The organism is Streptomyces sp. NPDC050619 (assembly GCF_040654815.1).
Classification (GTDB): Bacteria; Actinomycetota; Actinomycetes; order Streptomycetales; family Streptomycetaceae; genus Streptomyces.
This window is the reverse complement of sequence record NZ_JBFAIR010000004.1, coordinates 228350-248563: the sequence shown is the minus strand read 5'-3', so window position 1 is coordinate 248563 and position 20214 is coordinate 228350. Positions and strand designations below refer to the sequence as shown.

Genomic DNA, 20214 nt, shown 5'->3' with positions numbered 1-20214 from the left:
CCGGGTAATCAGCTGAGCGGCAGCCCCTTCGTCGGCAGGGTCTCCGCCCCCGGCAGCCCGCCCTTGGTCAGCGAGTCCGTCGGCAGGCCGCCCTTCGTCGCCGTCGACGCGGTGTCACCGAGGACGTCACCGGCGGAGCCGGCCGCCTCGCCCGCGACCTTCTGCGCCGCGGGCGCCGCCTTCTTCACGGCCTTGCCACCGGTCTTGCCCGCGGCGGGCACGGCCTTCTTGACCGCCTTGCCGCCGGTCTCGCCGGCGGTGCCGGTCAGGTTCTGAGCCGCACCGTCGACGGTGTTGCCGACGTTCGCCCCGTCCAGGGCGGTCAGCCCGCTGAGGTTCGGCGTGGCCGGCAGCTCGGGGGCCGCGCTGGCGGAGCCGGCCGCACCGACCCCGGCAGCCGCTCCCGCAGCGACGAGCAGCGCGGCACGGGCGATCCGTCGGGTCAGGGGGAGGGACATGTTGCTCCTTCAATCGGCAGTTGATCGTCCGGGCTCGGACGCAGTGACTACCGCTCGAAGGCAGCGAAGGTTGCGGCGGCGCAACGTAAAGAGTTGGCAATGCGTCGCATTATCGCCTACGGATAAAAACGGGCAAAAAGCTCCCGGTCCGAAAGTCTGCCGAATCCTTACAGCCCTTTGTTCTCAAGGGGTTTGGCGGATGCGAGGGTGACCGGGCGAAAACCTGCTCACACGACCGCCCGCGCCTGACCTACGTAACCCTTCCGGGTGAGCTCTCGTACTACTGCCCGGTCTGCTGCCCGGTCTGCTGCCCGGTCTGCTGCGCGGCCTACGGCGCGGTGACGATGCGGACGGCGTCCGTGTCCTTCTCCGCCGCCGTGGCGCCGCCCGTCGCGCGCCACTGGCTGTCGGTGTTCCCGGCGGTCCACACCCGCCCGGCGTACGAGACGCGCTGGATGTGCAGCGAGGAGGCGTTGGCCACGGCCCAGTGCGCCAGCTGCCAGCCGCGCTGCCGCAGGCTGCGGCCGGAGCCCGCGCTCGTGGTGGTGGTCACGGGCAGTGTCACCGTCCGTCCGTCACCGGCGGAAGGCGCCGGCGTCGGGGTCGCCTCGGCGCCCACCACCGCCGAGGCCGGCTCCAGCACGTCCCGTCCGAAGTCCCGTACGAGCGCGGAGCGAACCGCGTCGGGACCCGCGGCCTGCGTGACTGCCTGACGCCCGTCGCAGGTCAGCGTGGCCGCCGACTGGCCGGTGAGGGCGGCGGCGAGCAGCCCGGCGTCGGCCTCGTGCTTGGCGTACGCCGCCGGAAAGCCGCTGCGCTGCACCCGCTGCGCGGCGACGGTCAGGGGCAGCTTCATGTAGTCGGGCACCTTGGCCAGGTGCTTGTAGAAGATGTCCGCCGCGTACGTCGGGTCCATGATCTCCTTCGGCGTGCCCCAGCCCTGCGAGGGCCGCTGCTGGAACAGGCCGAGTGAGTCGCGGTCGCCGTGGTCGATGTTGCGCAGCCCGGACTCCTGGATCGAGGTGGCCAGCGCGATCGCCACGGCCCGCTCGGGCATCCCGCGCCCGGTGCCGACGGCCGCGATCGTCGCCGCGTTCACCGCCTGCTCCGGCGAGAACTCGTACGTCGCTCCGGCGCGGTTGCCCGAGACGACCTTGCAGCCCGGCGCGCCCCCGCCTCCGGTGACGTACTGGACCACGAGATAGCCGGCGACGGCGCACAGGACCACGAAGGCCGCCCCTAAACGGAAGAGGCGGCCGCGACGCTGGGGAGAACGGGACATCTCTGGCACCCGCACAACATACTGGAGAGTACGGAGTCCGGGTGTGCCGAGCGGGAAAGTGGGTAGGCGCGCTGGGGCGTTAGGGTCGGCACTATGGCCGACACCCCACTTGACCTCACGCTGGATGCCGCGCGGCTCACCGCGCAGCTCGTCGACTTCCCCTCCGAGAGCGGCAGCGAGAAGCCGCTCGCGGACGCGATCGAGACCGCGCTGCGCGCCCTGCCGCACCTGAGGGTCGACCGGTACGGGAACAACGTCGTGGCCCGGACGAACCTGGGCCGCCCGCAACGCGTCATCCTCGCCGGTCACATCGACACCGTGCCCATCGCGGGCAATGTCCCCTCCCGGCTCGACGACGAGGGCGTGCTGTGGGGATGCGGCACCTGCGACATGAAGTCGGGGGTGGCGGTGCAGCTGCGCATCGCGGCGACCGTACCGGCCCCCAACCGCGACCTGACCTTCGTCTTCTACGACAACGAAGAGGTCGCCGCGGACCTGAATGGCCTGAAGCATGTGGTCGCGGCCCACCCGGAGTGGCTGGAGGGCGACTTCGCGGTCCTGCTGGAGCCGACGGACGGTCAGGTGGAGGGCGGCTGCCAGGGCACGCTCAGGGTCTTCCTTAAGTTCACGGGGGAGCGGGCGCACTCCGCGCGCGCGTGGATGGGCGCCAACGCGATCCACGCCGCCTCCCCGGCCCTCGCCAAGCTCGCCGCGTACGTGCCGCGCACACCGGTCGTCGACGGCCTCCAGTTCCACGAGGGCCTCAACGCCGTACGCGTCGAAGGGGGCGTCGCCACCAACGTCATCCCCGACGCCTGCACCCTCGTCGTCAACTTCCGCTACGCGCCCGACCGCAGCGAGGCGGAGGCGGAGGCGTTCGTGCGCGAGTACTTCGCGGACTGCGGCGTCGACGAGTTCGTCGTCGACGACCACACCGGCGGTGCCCGGCCCGGCCTGACCCACCCGGCCGCGCAGGCCTTCATGGCGGCCGTCGGCGGCGAGGCCCGCCCCAAGTTCGGCTGGACGGACGTCGCCCGCTTCAGCGCGCTGGGCGTGCCCGCGGTGAACTACGGCCCCGGGGCCCAGCTCCTCGCCCACAAGGTGGACGAGCGGGTGAAGGCCTCGTCGATCCCGGAGGCGGAGGAGCGGCTGAAGGCGTGGCTGACGGCGTGACGGGGTGAAGTGAGGCGGGGACGTGCTCATTGGCGCTTCATGGCGGACATGCCAAGGTCCCCCGTCTGTAACCGGCGTAGATCTACGCTGAGGTGGAAAGTCCTGCAAGCGGAGGGAGCGCACATGGCGGCCACCGGCAACCCCGAGGGCAAGAAGCAGCCACCGGAGGAGCAGCGCCTGGGACCGGTCCTCCGGAGGCGAGGACAGGTCCAGGCGAGCACGACCGACCAGCGACTGCTGGACGCGGGCGGCCCCTCGGACTGGGTCCACACCGACCCCTGGCGGGTGCTCCGCATCCAGTCGGAGTTCATCGAGGGCTTCGGCACGCTCGCCGAACTCCCGCCCGCGATCAGCGTGTTCGGCTCGGCGCGGACACCGCAGGACTCACCGGAGTACGAGGCCGGGGTGCGGTTGGGCCGAGGCCTGGTCGAGGCGGGCTTCGCCGTCATCACCGGCGGCGGCCCGGGCGCCATGGAGGCCGCCAACAAGGGCGCGTGCGAGGCGAACGGCATCTCCGTCGGGCTGGGCATCGAGCTCCCCTTCGAGCAGGGGCTGAACCCCTACGTCGACATCGGCCTCAACTTCCGCTACTTCTTCGTCCGCAAGATGATGTTCGTGAAGTACGCGCAGGGTTTCGTGGTCCTGCCGGGCGGCCTCGGCACCCTGGACGAACTCTTCGAGGCACTGACCCTGGTCCAGACCCAGAAGGTCACTCGCTTCCCGATCGTCCTCTTCGGTACGGAGTACTGGGGCGGCCTCGTCGACTGGCTGAAGAACACGCTGATCGCACAGGGCAAGGCGTCGGAGAAGGACCTGCTGCTGTTCCACATCACGGACGACGTGGACGAGGCGGTGGCGTTGGTGTCGAAGGAGGCGGGCCGCTAGCTCTCGAGGGTGGGCGTAGGCCGGGGTACCAGGGGGCGGAGCCCTCTGGTACGGCACGGCGACCGGCCTATGCCAGCCCCCGTCGCGCCACCGCCGGCGGACGGTGCCCGGCGATCGACGCCACCATGTCCAGCACCTGCCGGGACTCCGCCACCTCGTGCACCCGGTACACCTGGGCACCGAGCCACGCGGACACGGCCGTCGTAGCGAGCGTCCCCACCACCCGCTCCTTCACGGGCTTGTCCAGCGTCTCGCCCACGAAGTCCTTGTTGGACAGCGACACCAGCACCGGCCACCCCGTCGCCACCATCTCGCCCAGCCGCCGCGTCGCCTCCAGACTGTGCCGCGTGTTCTTCCCGAAGTCGTGCCCGGGATCGATCATCACGGACTCCCGCGGCACCCCCAACGACACCGCCCGCTCGGCCAGCCCCACCGTCACCCGCAGAATGTCGGCCATGACGTCGTCGTACGCCACCCGATGCGGTCGCGTACGAGGCTCGGCCCCGCCCGCGTGCGTACACACCAGCCCCACCCCGTACCGCGCCGCGACCTCCGCCAGCCGGGGGTCGACCCCGCCCCACGCGTCGTTCAGCAGATCCGCCCCGGCCTCGCACACCGCCTCGCCGACCTCGGCCCGCCAGGTGTCCACGCTGATGACGACCTCCGGGAAGCGCCGGCGCACCTCGGCCACGAAGCCGACCGTCCGCCGCGCCTCCTCCTCGGCGGTCACCTCTTCGCCCGGTCCGGCCTTCACTCCGCCGATGTCGACGATGGCCGCGCCCTCCGCCACCGCCTGCTCCACGCGCGCGAGGGCCGGCTCGTCGCGGAACGTCGCCCCCTGGTCGTAGAAGGAGTCCGGGGTCCGGTTCACGATCGCCATGATCACCGGCTCGTGCGTGTCGAATTCACGCCTGCCCAGCCTGAGCATCCCCTGTGACCTCTCCTAGTTCGTCCTGGGTTCGTCCTGGCAACCGACCGCCTGCGACCCTAAGTGTCAGACTCGCATGGCACGATCGGACCCTGACACATTCGACGCCGACCACTTTCTTCGACGCCGAGCACTTCGACACCGAGCACACAGAGCGTGGGGACCTCAGCGATGGTTATGTTCTTGTTCCTGGTCATCGCGCTGGCCGTGGTGGTCGCCGCGGTGACGCTCGCCGTGGTGGGCGGCGGCGAGGGCGACGGCCCGCTGCCGGAGGCCGCCCCCGAGCGGCTGTGCGACTTCCTGCCCCCGGACCGCCCGCTGAACCGCGCGGACGTCGACAGCCTGCGCTTCCCGCTCGCCGCCCGCGGCTACCGCATGGCGGACGTCGACGACGCCCTCGGCCGCCTCGGTGCCGAACTCTCCGAGCGCGACGCCCGTATCGCCGACCTGGAGTCCGCGCTGGCCGGCGCGCGGGCGGCCATCAGCCACGTCTCGATGGAGAAGCACGCCCGGCCCAAGGAGCAGCAGTGACCGAGGGTGCCGCCCTGGCCGGTCCGGACGGCGCCCTGCGCTGCCCCTGGGCCCTGTCCACCGCGGACTACGTGTCGTATCACGACGAGGAGTGGGGCCGCCCGGTCCACGGCGACGACGCCCTCTTCGAGCGACTCAGCCTGGAGGCCTTCCAGTCCGGCCTGTCCTGGATCACGATCCTGCGTCGCCGCCCCGGTTTCCGTGCCGCCTTCGCCGACTTCAAGATCGGCGCGGTCGCCGCCTTCACCGACGACGACCGCGAACGCCTCCTCGCCGACGCTGGCATCATCCGCAACAGGGCCAAGATCGACGCGACCCTCGCCAACGCGCGCGTGCTGGCCGACTGGGCCCCGGGCGAGCTGGACGAGTTCATCTGGTCCCACGCCCCCGACCCGGCCGCCCGCCCCGTCCCGAAGACCCTGGCCGACGTCCCGGCGGTCACCCCCGAGTCGACGGCCCTGTCCAAGGCCCTCAAGAAGCGGGGCCTGCGCTTCGTCGGTCCGACGACGGCGTACGCGCTGATGCAGGCGTGCGGTCTGGTCGACGATCATCTTCAGACCTGCGTGGCGAGGCGGGGCTGAGGCCCGTTGACCTGAGCCCCGTTGACTGCCTCACCGCCCCAGATACTTCGGCTGCTCCTTGTTCACGAACGCGCGCACGGCGATCGAGTGGTCCTCGGAAGAACCCGCCCGCGTCTGTAGCTCGTCCTCCTTGTCCAGGGTCTGGGTCAGGGAGTGGGACAGTCCGTAGGCCATCGCCTCCTTGATCGCCCCGTACGCCACCGTCGGCCCCTGGGCCAGCGCCCGCGCCACCTTCTCCGCCTCGGCGCGCAGGTCGGCCGCCGGTACGACCCGGTTCGCGATCCCCAGCTCGTAGGCCTCCTGCGCCTTGACGCTTCGCGGGAAGAACAGCAGGTCGGCCGCCCGGCCGGGGCCCACGACCCGCGGCAGCGTCCAGGAGACGCCGGAGTCGGCGGTCAGCGCCACCCCGGCGAACGAGGTGTTGAAGGCGGCCGTGTCCGCCACGACCCGGTAGTCCGCGGCCAGCGCGAAACCGAACCCGGCCCCGGCCGCGACCCCGTTCACCCCGGCCACCACGGGCTTGGGCATCTCCGTCAGTGCCCGCAGGATCGGGTTGTAGTGCTCCCCCACCGTGCTCATGGTGTGCCTCGAGCCGGTCTCCTGGTCCTCGGCCAGCAGTCCGATGTGCTCCTTGAGGTCCTGCCCCACGCAGAACGCCCGCTCCCCGGCGGCGGTCAGCAGCACCGCCCGCACGGTGTCGTCCGCCGCCGCGGCCCGCACCACGTCCCGGAGGACGATCTTGGTCGCGATGTTCAGGGCGTTCATCGCCTCGGGGCGGTTCAGCGTGATCGTCGCGAGTCCGTCGCTCACCTCGTACAGCACGGTGTCGGCCATGGTGTGTCCCTCCGGTGTCGCGGCTCGGACGTACCCGTCGGTACGTCCCGGTGTCCATCGCACTTTCCGAAGGACAGCATGGCGGAGATCACCGTCGAGGGACCGCATCGGACGTGTGACCTGCGTCAAAGAATTCGGGACCACATCCGGTCGGCGGATGTCCGTGCGGCGGCGCAGTATCGCAGTCACATCGGCGAATTGAGTGGTTTTGCTCGCGCGCGTTGCCCAAGCGATGCCGACTGATGTTGGTCATCGGGTCCTGAGATGCGGGATAATGGCTGGGAAGCAATGTGTTCGATGCCGGTGTCGCGTGACCCATGCCAGGGCGCGCGTGCCCTCCAGGGCCGTCGGCTTTGGCGATGAGCTGGTTTCAGGAAGGGGAACGAGCATGGCGGCCATGAAGCCGCGGACGGGCGATGGCCCGCTCGAGGTGACCAAGGAGGGGCGGGGCATTGTCATGCGCGTTCCGCTCGAAGGCGGCGGTCGGCTCGTCGTCGAGCTGACCCCTGATGAGGCCGACGCGCTCGGTGACGCCCTCAAGAAGGTCGTCGGCTGACGCGAAGGCGACCAAATCCCTTTCAACAACCCCGGCACCGCTACGGTGCCGGGGTTGTTCCATGTCCTGGGGATACGGCGTTCTGAGATACGGCCTGGGGCTACGGCTCTTACCTGTGCCTTGTTCGAACAGTCACGGCACGTGAACCGGGGGTCATCACGCGGTCAGCGCTTGACCGCGCACAGCAGTCCGTCACCCACCGGGAGCAACGACGGCATCAGATCCTGGGTCTCGCGCACCGCGCGCAGCAACTCGCGCAGCCGGAGGACCTCCGTGGGCTGCGGGCCGGAGTCGACCGTACGGCCGTTCGCGAAGACACCTTCGAAGACGACGAGCCCCCCGGGGCGCAGCAGGCGCAACGATTCAGCGAGGTAGTCCATGACCTCTTGCCGGTCCCCGTCGCAGAAGACGAGGTCGTAGCCGGCGTCCGCGAGGCGGGGCAGTACGTCCAGGGCGCGGCCCGGGATGAAACGGGCCCGGTTGCTGGCGAAGCCGCAGGCCCGGAAGGCCTGGCGGGCGAACTGCTGGTGCTCCGGTTCGGGGTCGACGGTGGTCAGGACGCCGTCCGGGCGCATGCCGTGCAGCAGATGGATCCCGGAGACGCCGGTCCCGGTGCCGATCTCCGCGATCGCCTTGGCGCCCACGGTGGCAGCGAGCAACCGCAGCGCCGCGCCCGTGCCGGGCGACACCGAGCGCAGCCCCGCCTCACGGGCCCGGTCCCTGGCCCAGTGCAGCGCTTCGTCCTCGGCGACATAGGCGTCGGCGAACGCCCAGCTTGTCTGCCGGTTGCCGGTAATGACCCTCTCCTGTCCCCGTGGTTGCCTCGGGCGTGACTGTATCCGTTGGTGCCGGGAACCCGCAGATGGGACCGGGCGTTTAGAGGGGTGGGAGAAAGAGCGGGGGGACACGGTTGGATCACGAAGTGGGGCAGGGGTTCGAGCAACTGCTGACGCAGCCGCACGAGCCGGACCAGCCCAGATCAATTTCTCGTAAAACCGCTTATCCGGAGCTAACGGGCGAGGTGGCTATGGTAGGGGCTCCACTGGACACCACCAGAGCCGACAGGGGAGGTGCGGCCGCGCCCGTAGACCGGGGAGGAGTGCTGCGGCGCTTTCTCGGGTCGGCAGGTAGGCCGAAATCCGTGAACAACACCGCTGCTGACCACAGCCACGCCGCTGAATACGCCCAGACCGCGACCTTCTCCACCGACGCGGACGGGCAGGCGTGGACTCCGCCCACGTGGGAGGAGATCGTCAGCACGCACAGCGGCCGGGTGTACCGCCTGGCGTATCGCCTCACCGGCAACCAGCACGACGCCGAGGATCTCACGCAGGAGGTCTTCGTCCGCGTCTTCCGCTCCTTGTCGACGTATACGCCGGGCACCTTCGAGGGCTGGCTGCACCGCATCACGACCAACCTCTTCCTGGACATGGTCCGCCGCAAGCAGCGCATCCGCTTCGACGCCCTCGGCGAGGACGCGGCGGAGCGCCTGCCCAGCCGCGAGCCATCACCCCAGCAGATCTTCAACGACGCGCACTTCGACGCCGATGTCCAGCAGGCCCTCGACACGCTGGCGCCCGAGTTCCGCGCCGCGGTCGTCCTGTGCGACATCGAAGGACTCTCGTACGAGGAGATCGCCGCCACCCTGGGCGTCAAGCTCGGCACCGTCCGGTCCCGGATCCACCGCGGCCGCTCACAGCTGCGCAAGGCGCTCGCGCACCGTTCGCCGGAGGCCCGGGCCGAGCGCCGCTCCTTCATGGCCCGTGTTCCCGCGCTGGGGGGAGGGGGCGCGACCGCGTGAGTGGATCACGTCCTACCCCGTCTGAACAGCATCTGGGAGACCGACTCGCCGCCCTGGTGGACGGAGAGCTCGGTCATGAGTCGCGCGACCGCGTCCTTGCGCATCTGGCCACGTGTGCCAAGTGCAAGGCGGAGGCCGACGCGCAACGCCGATTGAAGAACGTCTTCGCGGAGGCCGCCCCGCCTCCGCCCTCCGAGAGCTTCCTGGCCCGACTCCAGGGGCTGCCCGCGGGAGACGAGCAGGACGACGACAGCGACGGCTCGCCGTTCGGCGGAGCGGGATTCGCCGGCGGACTGACCGGACGGTCCGGGGCCGGCGGGGTCTTCGGCCTGAAGCGCGGCGAGCGTTTCGAGTTCAGCTATGTCCCGGCCCGTCCGCATGCCTCCGCGCCTGAGCCGTCGGCGGCCCGCGGCTTCCGGATCCATGACGTCAGCCGTCACGAGGCCGAGCGGTCGCGGGGAATGCGGTTCGCGTTTGCCGCCGCCGGGGCGGTGTCCCTGGCCGCGATCGCGCTGGGCGGGGTCACCACCGGGACGCAGGCCGACCCGGCCGCGGACGCGCGGGGCGGAACCGGTACCGGCAGCAATGTGACGCCGGCGCGCACATCGGGCACGGGAGCCGCCACGGCGCCCGAGAACCAGCGACGCCGTGGCGTGGGCCCGCTGCTCGCGCAGGGCCAGAGCCAAGGGGCGCTCGGTGCCACCCCGGCCGCCACGACCGAGGTGTCCGCACCGCTGCTGCCCGGGGTGCCGGCGTCGGCCGCGAACCAGGAGGTCCACCACTCCCTGACCGCGCCCGTGATGGCCGGTGCGGCAGCCATGTCCCCGCTGATACGTCCGCTCAGTGCCACCCCGCCGCTCGCCCTGACCGCGTGGTCCACGACCCCGGACCCCGCCCCCGGCCAACTGGCCATCGCCCCCGGCTCGACCTCCGCGCCGTCCTCCTCCACGTCCGCCGGCACCGCCCGCTGACCGGTCTCTGCGCGGCGTTGCACGAACCTGGTTGAATCCAGGGAAGTTGACGAACCGCGGCCACCGCCGAAGAGCCGTGGTGCCGCGGCGGCTGTGGGGAGAGCATGAACGAGGGGAAGCCCCCGAAGGGGGACGGGGCTGCGCCGACGCCCGATGACGTGACGCCGGGCGAGGCGGATGCCGGCGGGGCCGGCGCCCACGCCGAGGACTCCGAAGGCGACTTCGCACTGAGGGCTCCGCAGGACAGGGCCGCTACGCAGGACGACTTCGAACTGGCCCGCCCTGTGACGGAAGCGGGGGCTGCGCCGATGCGGGGGGCTGCGGTGGCGGTGGCTGGTGTGGGGGGCGAGGTTTTTGTGGAGGGGGAGGTTTTCGTGGAGGGGGTGTTGTCTGCGGAGGGGGAGGCCTTGGTGGAGGGGAGGTCGTCCGCGGAGGGGGAGCCGTTCGTGGAGGGGAGGTCGTCCGCGGAGGGGGAGCCGTTCGTGGAGGGGAGGTCGTCCGCGGAGGGGGAGCCTTTCCTGGAGGGGAGGTCATCCGCGGAGGGAGAGTCATCCGTGGAGGGGGATGTTGGTGCGGAGGCTGAGGTGGCGCCTGCCGCTGAGCGTCCCGGCGAGGCGGCCGCCCCGCATTCCTTCGGGCCCGCAGACGAGCGTCCCAGGCCCCTGCACGACCCCGACCCCTACAGCACCCCGCCGTACGGCGAGCCGGGCCCCTGGGCCCCGGCTCCGCCGGTGCAGCACCCGGGGGCGGGGGCCATCCGCGCCCAGGGCGCGGTGGTACCGCCGCCTCTGCCGCACGGTACGGGGGCGGTCAGTTCTGTGCAGGGGGCGGCGATTCCGACGCCGCCTCTGCCGCATGGCACGCCCACCCCGTCGGCGATTTCCGGGGCGCCCATCGCCCCGCCGAGCCATCACCCCAACGACTCTGCCCCCACACCACCGCCCACCGGGCCGTTGCCAGCTGCCGGCCCGCCCGCCGCACCGCCCGACGGGCCTTTGCCGCCCGCCGCACCGCCCGACGGGCCTTTGCCGCCCGCCGCGCCGCCGAGCGGACTTCACCCGGGCGCCGCACTTGCCAGCGAGCCCTCGTCGGCTGTGGCATCGTCTGGCGGGCTGTTCCCGGCTGAAGCGCCGCCTGGCGGACCCGCCGCACCCCTCAGCGCGCCCCGCCCGCCCGCCGCACCGCCCGGCAAGCCGCATCCAGCCGCCGCACTTCCCAGCGAGCACCTGCCGGCTGCGGCTCCGACTGGCGAGCCGTTCTCGGCTGCCGCACCCCCCAGCGAGCCTTATCCAGCCATCGCGCCGCCCGGCGGACCTTTGTCGGCTGACGCACCGTTCAGCGGACACTTCGCAGCCGTCGCGCCGGCGGGCGGACCCCGTCCGCCCGCCGCACCCTCCAGCGAGCCCCTCCCTGCCGCCCCGGCGGTACCTCCTGGCACGCCTGCTTCTTCCGCCACGCATGCATTGCCGGCCCCCGCCTCCGCCGTCCCCGCCGCCATCCCGGCCGAGGCCTCCGCCTCCGCGTCGTCTGGCACAGCCGCCCTCACCTCATCCGCCCCCTCCGGCGCGCCCCACCCCAACCCCTGGCAGAACTACGACCCCTGGGCCCCGCTCCCCGCACCCCTCCAGCAGACCGGAGCGGTCGTCGTCGGTGCGGAGCGGCGGCGTAAGCGGGTGAAGTCGGGGCTTGTCGTCGGGGCCTTGTTGTTGGCGATCGGGGCCGGGGGCGTCGGAGGTGTCGTAGGGGCGTATCTGGAGCGCCACGGTGGGGTCGGGGATGTGGAGTTGCCGCAGGCCGGGGCGGAGCCGGTGGGGCGGGCTCCGGGCAGTGTGGCCGGGATTGCCGCGCGGGCCCTGCCCAGCGTGGTGACGCTGCATGTGACCGGCTCCGAGGAGCAGGGCACCGGCACCGGGTTCGTGCTCGACGACCAGGGGCACATCCTCACCAACAACCACGTCGTCGAACCCGCCGGTTCCGGCGGCGAGATATCCGTGACCTTCCACAGCGGGGACACCGCCAAGGCCACCGTCGTCGGCCGGGACAGCGGCTACGACCTCGCCGTCGTCAAGGTGCATGACGTGCGCGGGCTGACCCCCCTGCCCCTCGGTAACTCCGACAACGCCCAGGTCGGCGACCCCGTCGTCGCCATCGGCGCCCCCTTCGACCTGGCGGGCACCGTCACCTCCGGCATCATCAGCGCCAAGGAGCGGCCCATCACGGCCGGCGGCGAGAGCGGGAACGCGAGTGACGTGTCGTACGTGGACGCCTTGCAGACCGACGCGCCGATAAATCCCGGCAACTCCGGCGGGCCGCTCCTCGACTCCCGGGCCCGCGTCATCGGCATCAACTCCGCCATCCGCTCGGCCGACGACGGCTCGGACTCCGGCGGCGGCCAGTCCGGCTCCATCGGCCTCGGTTTCGCCATCCCGATCAACCAGGGCAAACGCGTCGCCGAGGAACTGATCAACACCGGCAAGGCCACCCACCCCGTCATCGGCGTCACCCTCGACATGGACTACACGGGCGACGGCGCCCGCGTCGGCGCGAAGGGCAGCGACGGCGGACCCGCGGTCACCTCCGGCGGTCCCGGCGACCGGGCCGGCATCGAGGCGGGTGACGTCATCACCGAGGTCGACGGCCAGCGCATCCACTCCGGCGAGGAACTCATCGTCAAGACCCGCGCCCACCGCCCCGGCGACCGCCTCGAACTCACCCTGGAGCGCGACGGCAAGGAGAGGGAGATCTCGCTGGTCCTCGGCTCCTCCGACGGCAGCTGATACTCACAGAAACATCACAGACCGGGATGCCGTCGCCGCTCCGTCAACGCCCCCACAAGGCAAACAACCGGAAAACCCCACCCATACCCGCATTCTGAGGGCCCGGGACAGTACCGGTCGCACGGGATCGCCGGGTACCGTGGACCCGGCCCGGACCACGGAAGACCGCACAGACCACCGAGGGCCGAGGACCGAGGACATCGCAAGGAGCTTCAGGTGTTCAATGACATAGGACCACTCGAGGTGGTGACGCTCGTCGTCCTCGCCGTGCTCGTTTTCGGTCCGGAAAAGCTCCCGAAGGTCATCCAGGACGCGATGCGGACGATCCGCAAGATCCGTGAGTTCTCGGAGAGCGCCAAGCAGGACATCCGGCAGGAACTGGGCCCGGAGTTCAAGGACTTCGAGTTCGAGGATCTCAACCCCAAGACGTTCATCCGCAAGCAGCTGGACAACGACGAACTGGGCATCAAGGAGATCCGCAACGGCTTCGACCTGAAGAAGGAGATGGCCGAGGTCACGGACGCTGTCCACAGCCGGGACACCGAGTCGTCGTCCCCCTCGTCCCCGTCGTCCCCCTCGTCCTCCGGCGGCACCGTCGACATGACGAAGAAGCCCGAGAAGCCGGACGACGACCGCCCGCCCTTCGACGCGGACGCCACCTGAGCCGCCGGTGGCGTAGGCAGTCGTACGTGACGCGTTTCATACGCTCATGCGCCCCGTACGGCCTGAACGTGCCCTCTGCGGCCCTGAAGGCGCCCTCTACGGCCTGAACGCGCCCCTTGGACGCTCCGCGCGCCCCTCGCTTTCCCGGCTGCTCGCAGCGGTATGGCTATGCTGCCGAGTTGTTGTGCGGGCCGTACGTGAACCAGCAACGCCGCCCGAAGGGGGGCGGGACCGTTTCGGCCCGACGAGAGCGAGGAGGCGTCCGGGCACATGGAGACGACGAGTCGGGCAGTCGCGAACGCGCCAGCCGCGGAGGGCGGACAACAGGTCCCCTCCGCCCGGCGTACGGTCGACGGCTACCTGCTGGCGCCCTTCCCGTGGTACGGCCTCGACGAGGCCTTCACGGGGCCGCGTTGGCTGATGCAGGTCGGTACGGCGGCGGACGGTGCCGTCGAGCACGGTTCGATCGGGCACGGTGACGAGCCCTCCGTACGGAACGAAGGTACGGAGGACAAGGAGAAGTTCGCGGTGGTGGTGACCGTCGCGGCCAATCCCGTGCGGCGCAGCGCGGACGGCACGGGGCTTCTGGAGGCCACCTCGGTGTCCTCGGCGGCCTGGCTCGCGGGGGTGGGGCTGCTGTCCTTCACCTGGCCCGGGCAGATGGACCACACCCTGCGCGACGACTGGCTGGAGCAGCAGACGGAGACGGCCTGGGCCCTCGCGGACGACCTGGACGGCGACGACTGGTCGACGCTGTCCCTGCCCGTGGACGGGGTGCCGACGCCCTTCCACTACCGCGAGTCAGAGTTCGGCTGGGTACTGGCCGGGTCGACTCAGGAGGGCGTGCACGTGGGGGCGTACGGGAGGGGCATGAGTGCGTACGGGCTGGGCTTCGCCATGATCAAGGACATCTCGGTCTACGCGTAGCCAGTGGTACGACGATGGGGGCGCCGTCTCACGGACGGCGCCCCCATCGTCGTACCAAAGCGGTGTACGAAAGCTAGAACTTGTTCCGCGGAGTGATCCCCAGCGACAGCCCCGAAAGCCCCCGCTGACGTCCCCCCAGCTTCCCCGCGATCGTCCGCAGGGCGGAACCCGCCGCGGAGTCCGGGTCGGTGAGGACCACGGGCTTGCCCTCGTCGCCGCCCTCGCGGAGGCGGACGTCGATGGGGATGCTGCCGAGGACCGGGACGTTCGTGCCGGTGGTGCGGGTCAGGCCCTCCGCCACCGACTGGCCGCCGCCGGTGCCGAAGACGTCGACCATCTCGCCGCAGTGGGGGCACGGGAGACCGGACATGTTCTCCACCACGCCAACGATCTTCTGGTGCGTCTGGACCGCGATGGAACCCGCCCGCTCGGCCACCTCCGCCGCCGCCTGCTGAGGCGTGGTGACCACCAGGATCTCCGCGTTCGGGACCAGCTGGGCCACCGAGATGGCGATGTCGCCGGTGCCCGGCGGCAGGTCGAGGAGCAGCACGTCCAGGTCGCCCCAGTACACGTCCGCCAGGAACTGCTGGAGCGCGCGGTGCAGCATCGGGCCGCGCCACACCACCGGGGTGTTGCCCGGGGTGAACATGCCGATCGAGATGACCTTCACGCCGTGCGCGGACGGCGGCATGATCATGTTCTCGACCTGGGTGGGAAGGCCGTCGGCGCCCAGCATGCGCGGCACGCTGTGACCGTAGATGTCGGCGTCGACGACCCCGACCTTCAGGCCGTCCGCCGCCATCGCCGCCGCCAGATTCACCGTCACCGAGGACTTGCCGACGCCGCCCTTGCCGGAGGCGACCGCGTACACGCGCGTCAGCGAGCCCGGTTTCGCGAAGGGGACCTCGCGCTCGGTCTGGCCGCCGCGCAGCGCGCTCGCCAGTTCCTTGCGCTGCTCGTCGCTCATCACGTCCAGGGTCACGTCGACGCGGGTGACGCCGTCGACCGCCGAGACCGCATCCGTCACACGCTGCGTGATCGTCTCGCGCATGGGGCAGCCGGAGATCGTCAGGTACACGGTGACCGCGACCGCTCCGTCCGCACCGATGTCCACCGACTTGACCATTCCGAGTTCGGTGATGGGTCGGTTGATCTCGGGGTCGTTCACCGTCGACAGTGCTTCACGCACCGCGTCTTCCGTAGCCATAGGACGATGGTACGGCGCCGCGCGGGGGCGCCGGAAAGCCCGTCACCGGTCGTCTACGTCACGTGCCCTCGACCGTTCTGCCGGGAATACGACATGCCCGTCGCGCCGCTCGTCCAGTTCCTTCACGAAGTCCTGCATCTCCGAGCGGATCCAGTCGCGGGTGGCGACCTCCCCGAGGCCGATCCGCAGGGCGGCGATCTCGCGGGTCAGGTACTCGGTGTCCGCGATCGACCGCTCGTTCTGCTTGCGGTCCTGGGCGAGGTCGACCCGGGCGCGGTCGTCCTGCCGGTTCTGCGCGAGCAGGATCAGGGGGGCCGCGTAGGAGGCCTGGAGCGAGAGCATCAGCGTCAGGAAGATGAAGGGGTAGTGGTCGAAGCGCAGGTCGTACGGTGCGAACACGTTCCACAGCACCCACGCGATGATGACGACCGTCATCCAGACGAGGAACCGCCCGGTGCCGATGAAGCGGGCCACGCGCTCCGACAGCCGCCCGAAGGCCTCCGGGTCCCATTCGGGCAGGATCCGGCGCCGGGGCGGCCGTGGCTGGTCCAGGCGGGGGGTGTGGGGGCGCGTGGCCGCGGTCGCCCCGGCGAGGGTGCGCTCGCGTGTACCGGTCTCGCGCTCAGGCGCCATGAGAAGCCACCCCCCGGTCCTGCCCGGGCTCCTGCTCTTCCTGCTCCTGCCCTTCGGCTTCGTTCTCGAGGTGGAACTCGGTCTCCCGCCAGTCCTCCGGCAGCATGTGGTCCAGTACGTCGTCCACGGTCACCGCGCCCAGCAGCGATCCGGCCTCGTCCACGACGGGCGCCGCGACCATGTCGTACGTCGCGAAGAACCCGGCGACCAGCGGCAGCGCCGCCCCCGGCGCGAGGTATTGCAGGTCGTCGTCGAGGATCGAGCTGACCAGGGTGTACGGGGGATCGCGCAGCAGCCGCTGGAAGTGGACCGTGCCGAGGTACTTGCCGGTAGGGGTCTCGTCGGGCGGCCGGCAGACGTAGACCTGGGCGGCGAGGGCGGGGGACAGGTCGGCGTTGCGGACGCGGGCGAGGGCGTCGGCGACGGTGGCGTCCGGCCGCAGCACGATCGGCTCGGTGGTCATGAGCCCGCCCGCCGTGTGCTCCTCGTACGCCAGCAGGCGCCGCATGTCGGCCGCGTCGGCGGGCTGCATCAGGCTCAGCAGCCGCTCCTGGTCCTCCTCGGGGAGCTCGGAGAGCAGGTCGGCCGCGTCGTCCGGGTCCATGGCCTCGAGGATGTCGGCGGCGCGGTCCTCCTTCAGCTTGCCGAGGATCTCGATCTGGTCGTCCTCCGGCAGCTCTTCGAGTACGTCGGCGAGGCGGTCGTCGTCGAGGGCGGCGGCGACCTCGGCACGCCGCTTGGGCGACAGATGGTGCAGCACGTTCGCCAGGTCGGCGGGGCGCAGCTGCTCGAAGGTGGCGAGCAGGCTCTCGGCGCCCTGTCCCTGCTCCTCCAGGGAGAAGCCGGTGACGGCGGACCACTCGACGGTGAGCGTCTCGCCCTTGCGCCGGAAGGCGCCGCCCTTGCCGCCCTTGCGGACGAAGACGCGGTCGATCTCCCAGTCCCGGCGGGCCGGCAGCTGCTGCACCGACAGGTCCAGGACCGTGACGTCCGCGCCGGTCTCGGCTAGGGTGACGCGCCGGTCGAGGAGCTCGCCGAAGACGAGCCGCTCGGTGGGCCGTTGCTCGAAGCGGCGGACGTTGAGGACACCGGTGGTGATGACCTGTCCGGACTCGATGCTCGTGACCCGGGTCATGGGCAGGAAGATGCGGCGGCGCGTGGCCAGTTCGACGACCAGCCCGAGCACCCGCGGCGGCCGGCGCCTGACGCGGAGCATGACGACCAGGTCGCGCACACGGCCGACCTGGTCGCCGGTCGGGTCGAAGACGGCGACGCCGGCGAGGTGCGAGACGAAGATCCGGGGGGCGCCCGCTGCCATGGCTGTGCTTCCTTTTCGTGCGGGGTTCGTCAGAAGTCGCGTCCTGGGTCGCTGGCCGGGTCTCTTATCCGAATTGCCCGCTCGGGTGGGCTTCAGGCTAGCCCGTCCCGATCGGATACGCCCTGGTGAGCGGTCCGGACGGACTGGCTCCGCCCGGGCTGCCGGACCCCGGTACGCTGCCGTACGCCGCTGAAGGACCCACGTCAGAAAGGCAGCCCCAGCTGTGACTGCGATTCCCCGGCGCCGTACCGGCAGGGCCGCACTGGCGGGCGCGGTGTGCGCCCTGGCTGTGACGGGCACGGCCCTGACGGGATGCAGCGAGGACCCGGACGCGGGCACCAACGGGGTCGGCAAGCTGCCGGCCGACCAGATCCAGTCCAGGACCCGTGCGGCCGCCGAGTCCGCCGATGCCGTACGCCTCTCCGGAAACGTGGTCACCAGTGGACGCACATACAAACTCGACATGAGCCTCAAGTCCGGCGGGGCGTCCGGCTCGGTCACCGCGGAGGGCGCCACCTTCCAGCTGCTGCGGATCGGCGAGCAGCTGTTCCTCAAGGCCGACTCGGACTTCTGGACGCACGCGGACGGCGAGGGCGACGGCTCCGACGCGGCGGCCGCCGGCAAGCTCGACGGCAAGTTCGTGAAGGTCCCGCAGGGCGACCCCTCGTACAAGAAGTTCAGCGGTTTCACGGACATGGACGTCCTCCTCGAGGGTCTGCTGACGCTGCACGGCTCGCTGGACACGGACGGCCGCCACCAGCAGGCGGGCGTGCGCACCGTCCGCATCACCGGCGACGACGGCTCCGGCGGCACGCTGGACGTGTCCCTGGAAGGCAAGGCGTATCCGCTCCGGCTGGTGCGGGCGGGGGGCGCCGGGACCCTGACCTTCTCGGCCTGGGGCAAGGACTTCACCCTGACCGAACCGGAGAAGGACGAGACGGTGGACTACGGCAAGCAGCTGCCGACCTCGTAGGAGCTACGGGGGTCGGGGTTACCGCCGCTTGCGCTTCTTCATGAGCAGACGGTGCAGCCCGGCCGGGATCGGCTCGCGCGTCGTGGCCGGCGTCGGCAGCGGAGCCGCGGCCAGGTCGCCGTCGGGCAGCGGTGCCGTGGTCCCCGTCGGCTCCAGGCGCAGCACCCGGCACTCGCGGGCCCAGCGCTCCGGCATGGCCTCGCCGTCGGGGGCGTTGAGCCGCTTGCCCTTGAGTTCCGCGACCGTCGCCTCCCACTCGGGGGAGCGGGGGGCCAGCTCCACGACCTTCGCCGTCCAGGAGAGCAGCCGGCCGCCCTTGTCCTTGCTGCGGACCGTGACCTCGGCGGCGGCCCCGTCGGCCAGCCCCGGCAGCGGCTGTTCGCCCGGCCCGTCGCCGACCAGACAGGCCGCGCCCTCGTGCCACACATGCCACAGGGCGCGAGCCGGACCGCCGGGTCCGGTGACCCAGACGAGGCCGGACTTCTTCGTGGCCTCCTCGACGAGGGCCTGGTCGAGCAGCTCGCTTGTCATGGGCTCAGCCTATCCACGCGCCTTCGCCTATCCAGGTGCCGCTGTCCGGGTGCCGTCTTCACAGCCAGCCGTTGCGCTTGAGCGTGCGGTGGATGCCGAGACACAGGACCACCGTGATGCCCATGATCACCGGGTAGCCGTACCGCCAGTGCAACTCCGGCATGTTGTCGAAGTTCATGCCGTACACCCCGCAGACCATCGTCGGTACGGCGATGATCGCGGCCCACGAGGTGATCTTCCGCATGTCCTCGTTCTGTGCGACGGACGCCTGCGCGAGGTTAGCCTGGAGGATCGAGTTGAGCAGCTCGTCGAAGCCGATGACCTGCTCCTGGACGCGGGCGAGGTGGTCGGCGACGTCCCGGAAGTACTTCTGGATGTCCGGGTCGATCAGCCGCATCGGGCGCTCGCTCAGCAGTTGCATGGGCCGCAGCAGCGGCGAGACGGCCCGCTTGAACTCCAGGACCTCGCGCTTGAGTTGGTAGATCCGCGCCGAGTCGACACCGCGCGAGACCCCGCCCCCGCGCCCCGGCGAGAAGACCTCCGTCTCCACCTCGTCGATGTCGTCCTGTACGGCGTCGGCGACCGCGATGTAGCCGTCGACGACGTGGTCGGCGATCGAGTGCAGCACCGACGAGGGGCCCTTGGCGAGCAGCTCGGGGTCGTCCTGGAGCCGGTGCCGCAGCGCCCGCAGCGAGCCCTGGCCGCCGTGCCGGACGGTGATGAAGAAGTCCCGGCCGGTGAAGCACATCACCTCACCGGTCTCGACGATCTCGCTGTTGTCGGTGAGCTGGTCGTGCTCGATGTAGTGGATGGTCTTGAAGACGGTGAACAGGGAGTCGTCGTACCGCTCCAGCTTGGGCCGCTGGTGGGCCTGGACCGCGTCCTCCACGGCCAGCGGGTGGAGCCCGAACTCACTGGCGATACCGGAGAATTCGGCCTCGGTCGGCTCGTGCAGACCGATCCACACGAAGCCCCCGTCCCGGCGCACCAGGCGCATCGCCTCGTGCGGAGTCAGCGGCTTCGGCGTCTCGACGCGGGCGCCGTCGCGGTAGACGGCGCAGTCGACGACGGCGGAGGGCGTCGAGGGGTCGCGGGTGGTGTCGTAGGCGCCGGTCTCCTTGCGCAGCGAGACGCGGGACGGGCGGACGGCAGCACGCAGGTCGCGGATCATCGACATGGCAGGCT

The 20214-nt window shown here is 71.0% G+C and carries 21 protein-coding genes; 11 read left to right on the top strand and 10 right to left on the bottom strand.

Translation table 11 applies throughout. The features are described from left to right. Positions 1 to 8: 8 nt before the first annotated feature. The gene (locus AB0I77_RS09490) at positions 9 to 458 is read right to left on the bottom strand and encodes an ATP-binding protein (protein ID WP_363281809.1); all 450 of its coding nucleotides are present in this window, start codon (positions 456 to 458) and stop codon (positions 9 to 11) included. 328 nt (positions 459 to 786) lie between these two features. After that, positions 787 to 1740, bottom strand: coding sequence for a heavy metal transporter (locus AB0I77_RS09485; RefSeq protein WP_363281808.1), 954 nt, complete (start codon positions 1738 to 1740; stop codon positions 787 to 789). Between the two features lie 93 nt (positions 1741 to 1833). Between AB0I77_RS09485 and dapE the strand changes: the two genes are divergently transcribed. Beyond that, positions 1834 to 2913: a succinyl-diaminopimelate desuccinylase gene (gene dapE / locus AB0I77_RS09480; protein ID WP_363281807.1), complete on the top strand. Its 1080-nt coding sequence runs from the start codon at positions 1834 to 1836 to the stop codon at positions 2911 to 2913. Between the two features lie 123 nt (positions 2914 to 3036). After that, entirely contained in the window at positions 3037 to 3798 is a 762-nt protein-coding gene (locus AB0I77_RS09475) for a TIGR00730 family Rossman fold protein (protein ID WP_363281806.1), read from the top strand. A 67-nt stretch (positions 3799 to 3865) separates the two neighbouring features. On the opposite strand, the gene folP is transcribed toward AB0I77_RS09475, so the two are convergent. Continuing rightward, a complete protein-coding gene (folP, locus tag AB0I77_RS09470; protein ID WP_363281805.1) occupies positions 3866 to 4726 on the bottom strand; it encodes a dihydropteroate synthase in 861 nt (286 codons plus the stop codon). Between the two features lie 177 nt (positions 4727 to 4903). Between folP and AB0I77_RS09465 the strand changes: the two genes are divergently transcribed. Together AB0I77_RS09465 and AB0I77_RS09460 are read left to right on the top strand one after the other, a co-directional pair. Continuing rightward, on the top strand, positions 4904 to 5257 hold the full coding sequence (locus AB0I77_RS09465; protein ID WP_363282071.1) for a DivIVA domain-containing protein: 354 nt from the start codon (positions 4904 to 4906) through the stop codon (positions 5255 to 5257). Continuing rightward, positions 5254 to 5838, top strand: coding sequence for a DNA-3-methyladenine glycosylase I (locus AB0I77_RS09460; RefSeq protein WP_363281804.1), 585 nt, complete (start codon positions 5254 to 5256; stop codon positions 5836 to 5838). Before AB0I77_RS09465 ends, AB0I77_RS09460 begins: the two co-directional genes overlap by 4 nt. 30 nt (positions 5839 to 5868) lie before the next feature. On the opposite strand, the gene AB0I77_RS09455 is transcribed toward AB0I77_RS09460, so the two are convergent. After that, positions 5869 to 6672, bottom strand: a complete 804-nt coding sequence (locus AB0I77_RS09455; RefSeq protein ID WP_363281803.1) for an enoyl-CoA hydratase-related protein — start codon at positions 6670 to 6672, stop codon at positions 5869 to 5871. A gap of 388 nt (positions 6673 to 7060) precedes the next feature. On the opposite strand from AB0I77_RS09455, the gene AB0I77_RS09450 reads away from it, so the two are divergent. Then, positions 7061 to 7228, top strand: coding sequence for a DUF3117 domain-containing protein (locus AB0I77_RS09450; protein ID WP_003966491.1), 168 nt, complete (start codon positions 7061 to 7063; stop codon positions 7226 to 7228). A 164-nt stretch (positions 7229 to 7392) separates the two neighbouring features. On the opposite strand, the gene AB0I77_RS09445 is transcribed toward AB0I77_RS09450, so the two are convergent. Then, positions 7393 to 8067, bottom strand: coding sequence for an O-methyltransferase (locus AB0I77_RS09445; protein WP_363282070.1), 675 nt, complete (start codon positions 8065 to 8067; stop codon positions 7393 to 7395). A gap of 188 nt (positions 8068 to 8255) precedes the next feature. Between AB0I77_RS09445 and sigE the strand changes: the two genes are divergently transcribed. From sigE to AB0I77_RS09420, 5 genes are all read left to right on the top strand, one after another. Continuing rightward, on the top strand, positions 8256 to 9029 hold the full coding sequence (sigE, locus tag AB0I77_RS09440; protein WP_363281802.1) for an RNA polymerase sigma factor SigE: 774 nt from the start codon (positions 8256 to 8258) through the stop codon (positions 9027 to 9029). Beyond that, positions 9026 to 10000, top strand: coding sequence for a zf-HC2 domain-containing protein (locus tag AB0I77_RS09435; RefSeq protein WP_363281801.1), 975 nt, complete (start codon positions 9026 to 9028; stop codon positions 9998 to 10000). Before sigE ends, AB0I77_RS09435 begins: the two co-directional genes overlap by 4 nt. Before the next feature lie 662 nt (positions 10001 to 10662). Further along, positions 10663 to 12777, top strand: coding sequence for a trypsin-like peptidase domain-containing protein (locus tag AB0I77_RS09430; protein ID WP_363282069.1), 2115 nt, complete (start codon positions 10663 to 10665; stop codon positions 12775 to 12777). 216 nt (positions 12778 to 12993) lie between these two features. Then, positions 12994 to 13440 (top strand): sec-independent translocase, encoded by a 447-nt coding sequence (locus tag AB0I77_RS09425; RefSeq protein ID WP_363281800.1) that lies wholly within the window; start codon positions 12994 to 12996, stop codon positions 13438 to 13440. Positions 13441 to 13710: 270 nt separating this feature from the next. Next, on the top strand, positions 13711 to 14367 hold the full coding sequence (locus AB0I77_RS09420) for a hypothetical protein (protein WP_363281799.1): 657 nt from the start codon (positions 13711 to 13713) through the stop codon (positions 14365 to 14367). Positions 14368 to 14440: 73 nt separating this feature from the next. Here the strand turns inward: AB0I77_RS09420 and AB0I77_RS09415 are convergent, their stop codons facing one another. The 3 genes from AB0I77_RS09415 to AB0I77_RS09405 are packed head-to-tail and all read right to left on the bottom strand — an operon-like array spanning position 14441 to position 17525. Beyond that, positions 14441 to 15574, bottom strand: a complete 1134-nt coding sequence (locus AB0I77_RS09415) for an Mrp/NBP35 family ATP-binding protein (protein ID WP_363281798.1) — start codon at positions 15572 to 15574, stop codon at positions 14441 to 14443. 42 nt (positions 15575 to 15616) lie between these two features. Next, positions 15617 to 16207 carry a DUF1003 domain-containing protein gene (locus AB0I77_RS09410; RefSeq protein WP_363281797.1) on the bottom strand — a complete coding sequence of 197 codons (591 nt, stop codon included), beginning with the start codon at positions 16205 to 16207 and terminating at the stop codon, positions 15617 to 15619. Further along, positions 16197 to 17525 carry a CBS domain-containing protein gene (locus AB0I77_RS09405; protein ID WP_363281796.1) on the bottom strand — a complete coding sequence of 443 codons (1329 nt, stop codon included), beginning with the start codon at positions 17523 to 17525 and terminating at the stop codon, positions 16197 to 16199. The genes AB0I77_RS09410 and AB0I77_RS09405 overlap by 11 nt, the downstream gene beginning before the upstream one ends. A 223-nt stretch (positions 17526 to 17748) precedes the next feature. On the opposite strand from AB0I77_RS09405, the gene AB0I77_RS09400 reads away from it, so the two are divergent. After that, positions 17749 to 18498, top strand: a complete 750-nt coding sequence (locus AB0I77_RS09400; protein ID WP_363281795.1) for a hypothetical protein — start codon at positions 17749 to 17751, stop codon at positions 18496 to 18498. A gap of 18 nt (positions 18499 to 18516) precedes the next feature. Here AB0I77_RS09400 and AB0I77_RS09395 read toward each other — a convergent pair whose 3' ends face one another. Both AB0I77_RS09395 and AB0I77_RS09390 read right to left on the bottom strand, forming a co-directional pair. Next, positions 18517 to 19029: a hypothetical protein gene (locus AB0I77_RS09395; protein ID WP_363281794.1), complete on the bottom strand. Its 513-nt coding sequence runs from the start codon at positions 19027 to 19029 to the stop codon at positions 18517 to 18519. Between the two features lie 58 nt (positions 19030 to 19087). Continuing rightward, on the bottom strand, positions 19088 to 20206 hold the full coding sequence (locus AB0I77_RS09390; protein WP_363281793.1) for a magnesium and cobalt transport protein CorA: 1119 nt from the start codon (positions 20204 to 20206) through the stop codon (positions 19088 to 19090). Positions 20207 to 20214 lie beyond the last annotated feature (8 nt).

Coding starts and splice junctions, on each gene's coding strand:
- AB0I77_RS09410 (WP_363281797.1), bottom strand. CDS start 16,207: ATGGCGCCTGAGCGCGAGACCGGTACACGCGAGCGCACCCTCGCCGGG.
- AB0I77_RS09390 (WP_363281793.1), bottom strand. CDS start 20,206: ATGTCGATGATCCGCGACCTGCGTGCTGCCGTCCGCCCGTCCCGCGTC.
- AB0I77_RS09490 (WP_363281809.1), bottom strand. CDS start 458: ATGTCCCTCCCCCTGACCCGACGGATCGCCCGTGCCGCGCTGCTCGTC.
- AB0I77_RS09485 (WP_363281808.1), bottom strand. CDS start 1,740: ATGTCCCGTTCTCCCCAGCGTCGCGGCCGCCTCTTCCGTTTAGGGGCG.
- AB0I77_RS09455 (WP_363281803.1), bottom strand. CDS start 6,672: ATGGCCGACACCGTGCTGTACGAGGTGAGCGACGGACTCGCGACGATC.
- sigE (WP_363281802.1), top strand. CDS start 8,256: ATGGTAGGGGCTCCACTGGACACCACCAGAGCCGACAGGGGAGGTGCG.
- AB0I77_RS09475 (WP_363281806.1), top strand. CDS start 3,037: ATGGCGGCCACCGGCAACCCCGAGGGCAAGAAGCAGCCACCGGAGGAG.
- AB0I77_RS09465 (WP_363282071.1), top strand. CDS start 4,904: ATGTTCTTGTTCCTGGTCATCGCGCTGGCCGTGGTGGTCGCCGCGGTG.
- AB0I77_RS09415 (WP_363281798.1), bottom strand. CDS start 15,574: ATGGCTACGGAAGACGCGGTGCGTGAAGCACTGTCGACGGTGAACGAC.
- AB0I77_RS09450 (WP_003966491.1), top strand. CDS start 7,061: ATGGCGGCCATGAAGCCGCGGACGGGCGATGGCCCGCTCGAGGTGACC.
- dapE (WP_363281807.1), top strand. CDS start 1,834: ATGGCCGACACCCCACTTGACCTCACGCTGGATGCCGCGCGGCTCACC.
- AB0I77_RS09405 (WP_363281796.1), bottom strand. CDS start 17,525: ATGGCAGCGGGCGCCCCCCGGATCTTCGTCTCGCACCTCGCCGGCGTC.
- folP (WP_363281805.1), bottom strand. CDS start 4,726: ATGCTCAGGCTGGGCAGGCGTGAATTCGACACGCACGAGCCGGTGATC.
- AB0I77_RS09420 (WP_363281799.1), top strand. CDS start 13,711: ATGGAGACGACGAGTCGGGCAGTCGCGAACGCGCCAGCCGCGGAGGGC.
- AB0I77_RS09395 (WP_363281794.1), bottom strand. CDS start 19,029: ATGACAAGCGAGCTGCTCGACCAGGCCCTCGTCGAGGAGGCCACGAAG.